Annotated in this window: 1 pseudogene; it reads left to right on the top strand. The window is 64.1% G+C overall.

From position 1 onward, the window contains the following. Positions 1–178, top strand: a pseudogene (locus ACTFO6_RS20070) (C4-dicarboxylate ABC transporter); the annotation flags it as partial. Positions 179–231: the final 53 nt, after the last annotated feature.

Raw genomic sequence — 231 nt, 5'->3', positions numbered from 1 at the left:
GCCCATGGCCATGTCAGCCTACTATCTGAAGGGCGTAGCCCCGCCCCACGTCCAGCTCACCACGATTTTCCGGGGCTGCATGCCGTTTCTGGGCATGGTGTTCGTCGCCATGATCATGATCTACGTTTTCCCGGGTCTGGTGGCCTGGCTGCCGGACCGGCTCTACGGCGTCCGGTAACGGGAGGGGAACGACACCCATGGGCGGAATCGATCCAGGAGCCGGGCTCCACC

The organism is Pelomicrobium sp. G1 (assembly GCF_051905455.1).
Classification (GTDB): Bacteria; Pseudomonadota; Gammaproteobacteria; order Burkholderiales; family UBA6910; genus Pelomicrobium.
Note: the sequence above shows the minus strand (reverse complement) of the source record. Positions and strands in the feature narration are given on the sequence as shown.